Origin of the sequence: Streptomyces alkaliterrae, from assembly GCF_007097205.2 — a bacterium.
Taxonomy (GTDB): domain Bacteria; phylum Actinomycetota; class Actinomycetes; order Streptomycetales; family Streptomycetaceae; genus Streptomyces; species Streptomyces alkaliterrae.
Genome location: NZ_VJYK02000172.1, coordinates 1 through 12,024 on the forward strand (window position 1 = coordinate 1; position 12,024 = coordinate 12,024).

General features: G+C 73.6%; 10 protein-coding genes. All 10 read left to right on the forward strand.

The genetic code is table 11. The annotated features are described in order from the left end of the window. Positions 1-39 precede the first annotated feature (39 nt). Complete coding sequence (locus FNX44_RS16605; protein WP_143649049.1) at positions 40-1,026, forward strand: 5-dehydro-2-deoxygluconokinase; 987 nt, start codon at positions 40-42, stop codon at positions 1,024-1,026. 6 nt (positions 1,027-1,032) lie between these two features. Continuing rightward, on the forward strand, positions 1,033-1,911 hold the full coding sequence (locus FNX44_RS16610; RefSeq protein ID WP_143649042.1) for a Cgl0159 family (beta/alpha)8-fold protein: 879 nt from the start codon (positions 1,033-1,035) through the stop codon (positions 1,909-1,911). A 53-nt stretch (positions 1,912-1,964) separates the two neighbouring features. Then, positions 1,965-2,912 (forward strand): 5-deoxy-glucuronate isomerase, encoded by a 948-nt coding sequence (iolB, locus tag FNX44_RS16615; protein WP_143649043.1) that lies wholly within the window; start codon positions 1,965-1,967, stop codon positions 2,910-2,912. An 8-nt stretch (positions 2,913-2,920) separates the two neighbouring features. Next, positions 2,921-4,792, forward strand: a complete 1,872-nt coding sequence (gene iolD / locus FNX44_RS16620; RefSeq protein WP_143649044.1) for a 3D-(3,5/4)-trihydroxycyclohexane-1,2-dione acylhydrolase (decyclizing) — start codon at positions 2,921-2,923, stop codon at positions 4,790-4,792. A gap of 61 nt (positions 4,793-4,853) precedes the next feature. Continuing rightward, positions 4,854-6,392 carry a CoA-acylating methylmalonate-semialdehyde dehydrogenase gene (locus FNX44_RS16625; RefSeq protein ID WP_143649045.1) on the forward strand — a complete coding sequence of 513 codons (1,539 nt, stop codon included), beginning with the start codon at positions 4,854-4,856 and terminating at the stop codon, positions 6,390-6,392. Positions 6,393-6,469: 77 nt separating this feature from the next. After that, the gene (locus FNX44_RS16630) at positions 6,470-7,279 is read left to right on the forward strand and encodes a GntR family transcriptional regulator (protein WP_143649046.1); all 810 of its coding nucleotides are present in this window, start codon (positions 6,470-6,472) and stop codon (positions 7,277-7,279) included. A gap of 189 nt (positions 7,280-7,468) precedes the next feature. Next, positions 7,469-9,502 carry an oxidoreductase gene (locus tag FNX44_RS16635; protein ID WP_143649050.1) on the forward strand — a complete coding sequence of 678 codons (2,034 nt, stop codon included), beginning with the start codon at positions 7,469-7,471 and terminating at the stop codon, positions 9,500-9,502. 38 nt (positions 9,503-9,540) lie between these two features. Beyond that, entirely contained in the window at positions 9,541-10,101 is a 561-nt protein-coding gene (locus FNX44_RS16640) for a PadR family transcriptional regulator (RefSeq protein WP_143649047.1), read from the forward strand. A 145-nt stretch (positions 10,102-10,246) separates the two neighbouring features. After that, positions 10,247-10,891, forward strand: a complete 645-nt coding sequence (locus tag FNX44_RS16645) for an RNA polymerase sigma factor (protein WP_143649048.1) — start codon at positions 10,247-10,249, stop codon at positions 10,889-10,891. Beyond that, positions 10,875-12,024, forward strand: a 1,150-nt coding sequence (locus FNX44_RS16650) for a hypothetical protein (protein ID WP_228449940.1), incomplete at its 3' end; no start/stop codon positions are given. The genes FNX44_RS16645 and FNX44_RS16650, both read left to right, overlap by 17 nt.

Below are 12,024 nucleotides of genomic sequence, written 5' to 3' on the forward strand. Positions count from 1 at the left end.
CCCCTCCCCGACGCCCCCGAGCCGTTCGACGTGATCACCATGGGACGCATCGGCGTGGACGTGTACCCACTCCAGACCGGCGTGCCGCTGTCCGAGGTCGAGACCTTCGGCAAGTTCCTCGGCGGCTCCGCCACCAACGTGGCCGTCGCCGCCGCCCGGCTCGGCCGGAGCACGGCCGTCATCACCCGCACCGGGCGCGACCCCTTCGGCGACTACCTCCACCGGGCCCTCACCGACTTCGGTGTGGACGACCGCTGGGTCACCGCCGTGGACGGACTGCCCACGCCGGTCACCTTCTGCGAGATCTTCCCGCCCGACGACTTCCCGCTGTACTTCTACCGCCAGCCCAAGGCCCCGGACCTGGAGATCCGCGCCGAGGAACTGGACCTGGCGGCCGTCGCGGACGCCCGCGTCTTCTGGATGACCGGCACCGGGCTGAGCGAGGAGCCCAGCCGCTCGGCCACCTTCGCCGCGCTCGCCGCCCGCTCCGGCGGGACGACGACGGGCGGCGGGACGACGACGGGCGGCGGGCCGACCGCGGGCGGCGAGGCGGCGATCGACCGCCACACCGTCTTCGACCTCGACTGGCGGCCGATGTTCTGGCGCGACCCCGCCCAGGCCCGCGCCCACTACGCCCAGGCGCTGCGGCACGCCACCGTCGCCGTCGGCAACCTCGACGAGTGCGAGATCGCCACCGGCACCCGTGAACCGCACGCCTGCGCCGAGGCGCTGCTCGCCGCCGGCGTCGAACTCGCCGTCGTCAAACAGGGCCCCAAGGGCGTGCTCGCCGTGCACCGGGACGGCAGCACCGCCGAGGTGCCGCCGCTGGCCGTGGAGGTCGTCAACGGCCTCGGCGCGGGCGACGCCTTCGGCGGCTCGCTCTGCCACGGGCTGCTCGCCGGCTGGGACCTGGCCACCACGATGCGCCGCGCCAACGCCGCCGGCGCCCTCGTCGCCTCCCGACTCGCCTGCTCGTCCGCGATGCCCACCCCGGCCGAGATCGACGCCCTCCTCGACCGTGGCTGAGCCACCGTGACCATCAGCATCTCCGACCTCGCCACCGTGCGGGCCCGACGCCCCGAGGCCGTCGCCGAGACGGCCGCCGCCCGCACCCGTCGACCGCTGGTCGGCGAGAGCGGCCGACTCATGATCGTGGCCGCCGACCACCCGGCGCGCGGTGCGCTCGGCGTCGGCGACAACCGCCTCGCCATGGCCAACCGAGCCGACCTGCTGGAGCGGTTGTGCGTGGCACTGTCCCGACCCGGCGTCGACGGTGTGCTCGCCACCGCCGACGTACTCGAGGACCTGCTGCTGCTCGGCGTGCTCGACGACAAGGTCGTCATGGGCTCGATGAACCGCGGCGGACTGGCCGGCGCCGGCTTCGAGATGGACGACCGCTTCACCGGGCACCGCCCCCAGGACCTGACCCGCCTCCGCTTCGACGCCGGGAAACTGCTGCTGCGCATCGACTACGAGGACCCCGGCTCGCTCGCCACCATGGAGACCGCGGCGCGGGCCGTCGACGAGATGGCCGCGCGTCAACTCCCGGTGTTCGTCGAGCCGTTCATCTCCAGACGGGTCGGCGGCTCGGTACGCAACGACCTCAGCGCGGAGGCCGTCACCCGCTCGATCGCCATCGCCTCCGGGCTCGCCGGAACCTCCGCGTACACCTGGCTCAAGCTGCCGGTCACCGAGGACCCCGACGACATGGCACGGGTGCTGGAGACGTCCACCCTGCCGACGGTTCTGCTCGGCGGGGACGTGGGCAGGGACCAGGAGGGCGCCTACGAGCGGTGGCGCAAGTCACTGCGGCTGCCCACGGTCCAGGGCCTGGTCGTCGGCCGTTCGCTGCTGTACCCGGCGCACGGGAGCGTCGAGAACGCCGTGGACACCGCGGTCGGCCTACTTTGAGAACGGACAGAGCCCGGCGATGCCCGACAGACGGTGACGAGAAGGAACACACCATGCACTCCGCTCCGCAGCACCACCCGCGACCCACCCCCGCCGCGACCGGTGGCGGCCGCCATCTGCCCGCCGGAGCCGCCGCCGTCGACCCCTACGACGTGGACGTCAGCCCGGAGTCGGCCGGTTGGGGGTACTCCGCCCTGCGGGTGCTGACCCTGCCGCCGGACGGGCGCCACGAGTTCGACACCGGCGACAGCGAGTGGATCGTGCTGCCGCTTTCCGGTTCCTGCCAGGTCGACGTCGAGGACCGGACCTTCGAACTCGCGGGCCGCGCCAACGCCTTCTCCGGCCCCAGCGACTTCGCGTACGTGCCGAGGGACGCCCGGGCCACCGTGCGTTCGGCGGCCGGCGGACGGTTCGCGCTCACCGGCGCCCGCTGCGAACGCCGGCTGGCGGCCCGCTACGGACCGGTCTCCGGCGTACCCGTGGAACTGCGCGGCAGCGGCGCGTGCAGCCGGCAGGTCCACAACTTCGGCGCGGCCGACACCTTCGAGTGCGACCGGTTGATCGCGGTGGAGGTCGTCACGCCGGGCGGCAACTGGTCCTCGTTCCCTCCGCACAAGCACGACGAGCACCGGCCCGGTGAGGAGTCGGAGCTGGAGGAGATCTACTACTTCGAGTTCACGGCCGCCGACGGCGTGCCGGGTCTCGGCTACCAGCGGGTGTCACCGTCGGCCGACGGCGGTACCGACGTGCTGGCCGAGGTGCGCGACGGCGACGTCGTGCTCATCCCCGACGGCTGGCACGGCCCGTCCATGGCGGTGCCGGGACACCACATGTACTACCTCAACGTGATGGCCGGACCGGACGCCGAACGGGCCTGGCTGATCTGCGACCACCCCGACCACGCCTGGATCCGCGACACCTGGCCGGACCAGCCCGTCGACCCCCGGCTCCCCCTCGACTCCGACCCGTCCCACGTCCGCCCCGAAGATCCGTCCCAGTGAGGTCCCGCATGAGCCAGTCCACCCGCCGCCTGACCGTCGCTCAGGCGCTGGTGCGTTTCCTGTCCGCCCAGTACACCGAGCGCGACGGCGTCCGGCACCGCCTGGTGGCCGGTACCTGGGGGATCTTCGGACACGGCAACGTCGCCGGTCTCGGCCAGGCCCTGCTGGAGACCGGCGAGGCGGCCATGCCCTTCCACCAGGGCCGCAACGAGCAGGCCATGGTGCACGCCGCCGTCGGCTTCGCCCGCCACCACAACAGGCTGTCCGCGCAGGCCGTCACCACCTCGATCGGCCCCGGCGCCACCAACCTCGTCACCGGCGCCGCGCTCGCGACGATCAACCGGCTGCCCGTACTGCTGCTGCCCGGCGACCACTTCGCCACGCACACCGCCGACCCGCTGCTCCAGCAGCTCGAACACCCGCAGTGCGCGGACGTGTCGGTCAACGACACCCTGCGCCCGGTCTCCCGCTACTTCGACCGGATCAACCGGCCGGAGGCGCTGATCCCTTCCGCGCTGAACGCGGTCCGGGTGCTCGCCGATCCGGTGGAGACCGGCGCGGTCACCCTCGCCCTACCGCAGGACGTGCAGGCCGAGGCGTTCGACTGGCCGGAGGAGTTCTTCCGCGAACGCGTCTGGCCCGTCCGGCGCCCGCAGCCGGAGCCCGCCGAACTCGCCGACGCCGTAGGGATGTTGAGGGCCGCGACCCGCCCGCTCATCATCGCCGGCGGCGGCGTGCACCACAGCGGGGCCGAGGACGCGCTGCGGGAGCTGGTCGACGCCACCGGCATCCCCGTCGCCTCCACCCAGGCCGGCAAGGGCTCGCTGCGCCACGACCACCCGGCCGACCTCGGCGGCATCGGCCACACCGGCACCGCCGTCAGCGACGAACTCGCCCGCACCGCGGACCTGGTGATCGGCGTCGGCACCCGCTACACCGACTTCACCACCGCCTCCGGCACCCTCTTCGAGCGCCCGGACGTGCGGTTCGTCAATCTCAACATCACCCCGTTCGACGCCCACAAGCTCGCCGCCGCCACCCTCGTCGCCGACGCCCGCACCGGACTCCAGGCACTCACCGCCGCCCTGGAGGACCACCGTGTGGAAGCGTCGTACGAGGCCGAGTACCGCGCGGGCAAGGACAGTTGGTCGGCCGCCGTGGCCGACGCCTACCGGGCGGCGGACACCGACGTGCCCAGCCAGACCCAACTGCTCGGCGCACTCGACGAGATCGTCGGGGACACGGACGTCGTCATCAACGCGGCCGGATCGCTCCCCGGCGACCTGCACAAACTGTGGCGCGCCCGCTCCCCCCGCCAATACCACCTGGAGTACGGCTACTCCTGCATGGGCTACGAGATCCCGGCGGCGATCGGCGTCCAACTCGCCGCGCCCGACACACCCGTGTGGGCGCTCGTCGGCGACGGCACGTACCTGATGATGCCGACCGAGATCGTCACCGCCGTCCAGGAGGGCCTGCCGATCAACGTGGTCCTCGTGCAGAACCACGGCTACGCCTCCATCGGCGGCCTGTCCGAACAGGTCGGCGGCGAACGCTTCGCGACCGCGTACCGCTACCGCGCCGCCGACGGGAGCTACGGCGGCGACCCGCTGCCGGTCGACCTCGCCGCCAACGCCGCCAGCCTCGGCATGGACGTGCTTCGCCCGAAGACCGTCGGCGAGCTGCGCGAGGCGCTGACCGCCGCCCGCGCCTCGAACCGCCCGACCTGTGTGTACGTCGAGACGTCCCGGCAGCCCGGCGCCCCCGGCGCGCAGGCCTGGTGGGACGTGCCGGTCGCCGAGGTTGCCACCCGGCAGGCGGCCCGCGACGCCCGCACCGACTACGAGCGGCACGCCGCCGCCCGACGCCGCCATCTGTGACCGCCGCCCCATCCCGCCCCTCCTCCGCTGACGTCCTCCGCTCACGAAAGGTCCCGCCGCCATGCGAGGCAGTACCCACACCACCGCCGACACCCATCCCCCGACCCGGACCCTCGGCCACTGGATCGACGGCAAGCCCGCCGAGAGCACGTCGGGCCGCCACGCCCCGGTCTACAACCCGGCCACCGGGGCGGCGGACAAGCGCGTCGCCCTCGCCTCGGCCGAGGAGGTGGACGGCGCCGTCGCCGCCGCGAAGGCCGCCCACGCGACCTGGCGCACGTCCTCCCTCGCCGCCCGCACGGCGATCCTCTTCCGCTACCGCGCGCTGCTCGACGCCCACCGCGACGAGATCGCCGCACTGATCACCGCCGAACACGGCAAGGTGCACTCGGACGCGCTCGGCGAGGTGGCGCGCGGCCTGGAGATCGTCGAACTGGCCTGCGCGATCCCCGAGAAGCTGAAGGGCGAGCTGTCCACGCAGGTCTCCACCCGGGTGGACGTGGCGTCCGTGCGGCAGCCGCTGGGCGTCGTCGCCGGGATCACGCCGTTCAACTTCCCCGCCATGGTGCCGATGTGGATGTTCCCGGTCGCGATCGCCTGCGGGAACACCTTCATCCTCAAGCCCAGCGAGAAGGACCCGTCGGCGGCGCTGCGGCTGGCCGAACTCGCCTCCGAGGCCGGGTTGCCGGACGGCGTACTGAACCTCGTGCAGGGCGACAAGGTGGCCGTGGACCGGCTGCTGGAGCACCCGGACGTGGCCGCCGTCTCCTTCGTCGGCTCCACGCCCATCGCCCGGTACGTGCAGCTGAAGGCCGTGGAGCACGGCAAGCGGGTGCAGGCGCTCGGCGGCGCGAAGAACCACATGCTGGTCCTGCCCGACGCCGACCTGGACTTCGCCGCCGACCAGGCGGTGAACGCGGCGTACGGGTCCGCCGGGGAGCGCTGCATGGCGGTCTCCGTGGTGGTCGCCGTCGGCGACACCGGGGACGCGCTCGTGCGGCGCATCGCCGACCGCGCCCGCGCGCTGCGCATCGGCCCCGGCGACGACCCGGCCTCCGAGATGGGCCCGCTCATCACCCGCGAGCACCGGGACAAGGTCGCCTCCTACGTCGCCGGCGCCCGGGCGCAGGGCGCCGAGGTCGTCGTCGACGGCACCGAGTACCCCGCGCCCGCCGGGCACGAGGACGGCTTCTTCCTCGGCGTCTCGCTGCTGGACCACGTCCCGGTCACCGCCGACGCCTACCAGGACGAGATCTTCGGCCCGGTGCTGTGCGTCGTGCGGGCGGAGACGTACGAGGAGGCCGTCGAGCTGATCAACAGCTCGCGCTGGGGCAACGGGACGGCCATCTTCACCCGGGACGGCGGCGCCGCGCGGCGCTTCCAACTGGAGGTCGAGGCGGGGATGGTGGGCGTCAACGTGCCGATCCCGGTGCCCGTCGGCCACCACTCGTTCGGCGGCTGGAAGGAATCCCTCTTCGGCGACCTGCACGTCTACGGCAACGACGGGGTGGCGTTCTACACCCGCGGCAAGGTGATCACCACGCGCTGGCCGGACCCGGCGGACGCCGGGATCAACCTGGGCTTTCCCAGCAACTCGTGAGCCGCGCGGGCGGCCGCCTCCGGCCCGGGCGGCCGCCCGCACCACGACCCGGGAGAAGGCTTTGTCAGGACAAAATCATGACAGGACTTCCTGTCATCAGAGCGCATGACTATGCTCGTGCCGTGACCCCTTCCCCGTCCCCGGGCCCGGCAGACCTCGAATTCGACCTCGACCGCTCCAGTCCCGTGCCGCTGTACTACCAGCTCGCGCAGCAGCTGGAGTCGGCCATCGAGCACGGCACCCTGCCACCCGGCAGCCTGCTGGGGAACGAGATCGAGCTGGCCAACCGCCTCGGCCTGTCCCGGCCGACGGTCCGGCAGGGCATCCAGTCACTGGTCGACAAGGGACTGCTGGTCCGCCGGCGCGGGATCGGCACCCAGGTCGTGCACAGCCAGGTCAAACGCCCGCTGGAGCTGAGCAGCCTCTACGACGACCTGGAGACCGCCGGCCAGCACCCGAGCACCCGGGTACTGCGCAACGAGATCCGGCCGGCCTCCGCCGAGGTCGCGGCCGCACTCGGCATCAGCGAGGGCGCCGAGGTCGCCGTCGTCGAGCGGCTGCGCCTCACCCACGGCCAGCCGATGGCCCAGCTGCGCAACCACGTACCGGCCGGCCTGCTGGAGCTGGACACCGACCGGCTGGAGTCGACCGGCCTGTACCGGATGATGCGTTCCGCCGGGGTGACGCTGCACAGCGCCAACCAGTCGATAGGCGCCCGGGAGGCGACCGCCGAGGAGGCGGAGCTGCTGGAGGAGCCCGAGGGCGCCGCGCTGCTCACCATGCGCCGCACCGCCTACGACAACACCGGCCGGGCCGTCGAGTACGGCAGCCACGTCTACCGGGCGTCCCGCTACACCTTCCAGTTCCAGCTGCTCGTCCGCGGCTGACTCCACCCCTTGCTCACGCCGTACGCCCGCACCTCGGGCGTACGGCGTTGTCGTGTCGTCCGCACCACATCGTTGTGCAACTAGTTGCACAACGCCTCGACCGTCGTCTACAACACAAGGGAAGGCCCGACCACACCGCCAGACGCCGCCAGACGACGAGCGACGAGAGACGAGAGCGCCATGACCCCGGTGAGCCCGTACCCGCACCTGCTGAGCCCCCTCGACCTCGGCCACGTCACCCTGCCCAACCGGGTGCTCATGGGTTCGATGCACGTCGGCCTGGAGGAGGCGGAGAACGGCTTCGAGCGGATGGCCGCCTTCTACGCCGAGCGGGCGCGCGGCGGCGTCGGCCTGATCGTCACCGGCGGTATCTCCCCCAACGAGGCCGGGCGCCCGTACGAGGGCGGCGCCAAGCTCACCACCGCCGAGGAGGCCGCGCAGCACCGCGTCATCACCGACGCCGTGCACCGCGAGGGCGGCCGCATCGCCATGCAGATCCTGCACTTCGGCCGCTACGCCTACCACGACAAGCTGGTCGCGCCCAGCGCGATCAAGGCGCCCATCAGCTGGTTCGAGCCGCACGCGATGACCGACGACGAGGTCGAGCAGACCGTCGAGGACTTCGCGCGCGCCGCCGAACTCGCCAAGGAGGCCGGCTACGACGGCGTCGAGATCATGGGCTCCGAGGGCTACCTCATCAACGAGTTCATCGCCTCCGCCACCAACCACCGCACCGACCGCTGGGGCGGCGACTACGAGAACCGGATGCGCTTCCCCCTGGAGATCGTGCGCCGCGTCCGGGAGCGGGTCGGCCCCGACTTCATCCTGATCTACCGGCTCTCCATGCTGGACCTCGTCCCCGGCGGCTCCACGCTGGAGGAGGTCGTCACCCTCGCCAAGCGCGTCGAGGAGGCCGGCGCGTCGCTCATCAACACCGGCATCGGCTGGCACGAGGCCCGCATCCCCACCATCGTCACCTCCGTGCCGCGCGCCGCCTGGGCCTGGGTCACCAAGCGCCTCATGGGCACGGTGAACATCCCCCTCGTCACCACCAACCGCATCAACACCCCTGAGAAGGGCGAGGAGTTGCTGGCCGAGGGCTACGCGGACATGGTCTCCGTCGCCCGGCCGATGCTCGCCGACCCGGAGTTCGTCGCCAAGGCCGCCGCCGGCCGCTCCGAGGCGATCAACACCTGCATCGGCTGCAACCAGGCCTGCCTCGACCACACCTTCGAGCTGAAGATCACCTCCTGCCTGGTGAACCCGCGCGCCTGCCACGAGACCGAGCTGGTGCTCTCCCCCACCCGCCGCGCCAAGCGGCTGGCGGTCGTCGGCGCCGGCCCGGCCGGGCTGTCCTTCGCCGTCTCCGCCGCCGAACGCGGCCACACCGTCACCCTCTTCGACGCCGCCGACACCATCGGCGGCCAGCTCAACCTCGCCCGGCGCGTGCCCGGCAAGGAGGAGTTCAACGAGACCCTGCGCTACTTCCGGCACCGGCTCGAGGAGTTGGGCGTCGAGCAGCGCCTCGGCACCCCGGTGAGCGCCGCCGACTTCGCCGCCGACGGCCCGCACGCCGACTACGACGAGATCGTCGTCGCCACCGGCGTCACCCCGCGTGTCCCCGACATCCCCGGCGTCGACCACCCCAGCGTCGTCAGCTACCTCGACGTGCTGCGCGAGGAGGCGAAGGTCGGTGACCGCGTCGCTGTCGTCGGCGCCGGCGGCATCGGCTTCGACGTCGCCGAGTACCTGACCGACGACGGCGAGGCCGCCAGCCAGGACCCGGACGCCTTCTTCCGCCAGTGGGGCGTGGACCCCGAGTACCGCACCGCGGGCGGCCTGCGCGAACCGGTCCGCCCGGCACCGCGCCGCACGGTCCACCTGCTCCAGCGCAAGACCAGCAAGGTCGGCGCCGGCCTCGGCAAGACCACCGGCTGGATCCACCGCGCCGAACTCCGCCACCGGGGCGTCACCATGGTCGCCGGCGCCACCTACGACCGCATCGACGACGAGGGGCTGCACGTCACCGTCGACGGCGAGAGCCGCGTCCTCCCGGTCGACACGGTCGTCCTGTGCACCGGTCAGGAACCCCGCCGCGACCTGCACACCGAACTCGCCGCCGCCGGCCACACCGTCCACCTCATCGGCGGCGCCGACGTCGCCGCCGAACTCGACGCCAAGCGCGCCATCGACCAGGGCACCCGCCTCGCCGCCACCGTCTGACCCGGCACGAGAACGAACCGCCTACCTAGGATGCGGGCATGTCACTGCCGCACGCGATCCTGACCGCGCTGCTGGAGAAGCCGTCGTCCGGACTGGAACTCACCCGCCGGTTCGACAAGTCGATCGGCTTCTTCTGGTCGGCCACGCACCAGCAGATCTACCGGGAGCTGGGCCGGCTGGAACGCGCCGGCCACATCCGGGCCCTGCCGTCCGCCGCGCCCACGCGCGGCGGACGCAAGGCGTACGAGGTGCTGCCCGCAGGGCGGGCCGAGCTGGCCGCCTGGACCGCGGCGAGCGACGAGCCCCGCCCACTGCGGGACGCCCTGCCGGTACGGCTGCGGGCGGCGGCCGTCGTCGGCACCGAGGGCCTGGCCGACGAGCTGACCCGGCACCTGGAACTGCACCGGCGGCGGCTCGCCGACTACCGGGCCATCGCCGCACGCGACTTCCCCGAGGGCCCCGACGCCCCCGGGGACGCCCGCACCCGGCTGCAGCACGTCGTCCTCGACGGCGGAGTGCGCATGGAGACGTTCTGGATCGAATGGCTCGGCGAGGCCCTGGAGGCCGTACGCCTCATCGAGACGAGCGGCGAGGACTGAGCCAGCCCACACCGGAGTCGATGTGACCAGCGTCACGCGCCGCTCACGCCGTCGGCATACAACCGTTACCGACAGTGGAACGTCTGAATGGGCAACTCCAGTCCGGTTTTCGACACTTGGTGGCGCACCATGCGAACATCAGCGCATGGGGGAGGCGATCCACGGACGCGGCCTGGACACCGCGGAGATCGACGCGACACGGGCACGACGACCCGCCTGCGTCGTACGGGCCGCGCAGGCCGGCGACGAGGACGCCTTCCGCACCCTCTACCGACGACTGACACCCGACCTCGTCCGGTACGCCCGCATCCTCGTCCCCGACGGCGGCCGCCCGGCGGCGGAACGACTTGTCGCCGACACCTGGGCGGGGCTCTCCGAGGAACTGGTCCGCTTCGGCGGCGACGAGGAGGCCTTCCGCCGGTTCGCGCTCGCCGCGTTACGGAACCGGGCGCGCACCCGGCGGCGTCGCAGACACCGTCGGCCGGCCGAGGTCAGCCCGCCGACCGGCCCCGCCCGCGTACCGTCGGCGGCGCCCTCGTCAGTGGTACGGGCACCCGACGCGGCCGACTCCCGGTCGAGCACCCGTCGGGTCTTCGCCGCGCTCGCGGCACTGCCCCGCCCGCAGGCGGAGGCGATCCTCCTACGGCTTGTCCTCGACCTCGACGCCAGAGGCGCCGCACAGGTCCTGGGCAGACGGCCGGGCGCGGTCTCCGCCGCGCTCGCCCGCGGCCTCAGACGCCTGGCGCGGCAGTACGACGGAGGTGAGCGGATCGATGCGCAGGGAGATTGACGAGGCGACGCTGCGCCGGCTCATGGAAGGCGTCGGCGAGGACCTGACCGCGAAGGAACTGATCCCGCTCGCCGAGCTGCTGAGCGCCGCCGCGACACACGACCGACCGACGGGGACGGCCGGGTCCGGCGGGGCAGGCGTGCCGGCCGGCTCAGGCGTGTCGGCCGGCTCCCCCGGCCCGTCGGGCTCGCCCGGGGAGGAGGCGGCCGTCGCGGCCTTCCGGGCCGCCCGCAACCAGGCGGCGGCCGACCGGCGTGCCCGTCCCGCCCGTCCGCGGACGGTCCGCTGGCGGGGGCGCGGCGCCGCGCTCGGCCTCGCCCTGGCCACCCTGCTCGGCGCGGGCGCGGCGTTCGCCGCGACCGGCGGTCTGCCGTTGCCCGGTGAGCAGCGGCAACGCGCGGCGAACGGCTCCCCCCGAGAACTCCCGCAACCGCCCCACCCCGGGGCGAGCCCGGGAGAGCGCACACCCTTCGGCTCCTCCGGCGCCCCGAGCGGGACGCCGTCACCCCGCGGCGACCGGGAACGGAGCCCGTACGACCCGTCCGGCCCCGCCGCACGGGCGGAGGCCCGTCTCGACGCGCTCTGCCGCGCCTACGGCGGACTCCCCGCCCACCGGCGCGCCTCCGCGCTGCGCACACCGACCTTCCGACCTCTCGTCGAGGCGGCGGACGGCCGGGCCAAGGTGGCCGACCACTGCGCGGCCCGGATGCGGGACACCCACCGGCCCGACCCGTTCGACTCATGGGAGCAGCGCGAGTCCCTGCCGGGCACCCGCCCCACACTGCCGGCCCCCGGCGAGGGAGCCGGCCCGGGCCGGGACCGCCCGTTCCCCGGCGACGGGCGCCCGGGGCCGGACGAGCGGCCGTACCGTCCCGGCGACGGCGGACGCGACCCGGGCGACGGCGCCGGGCGCGGCCCGGGCCCAGGCCGCGGCGGCGAGCACGGCCGTGGCCCCGACTCAGGCCACGGCGGCGACCGACGCGGCGGCGACCGACGGGACAGCGACGGGCGCGGGGGCGACAGACGCGGCGGCGGCCACGGGCGTGGCGAGGACGGGCGCGGTGGTGACCAACGTGGCGGTGACGGGCGCGGTGGCGGCCACGGGCGCGGCTCGGGCGACGGCCAGCGTGATG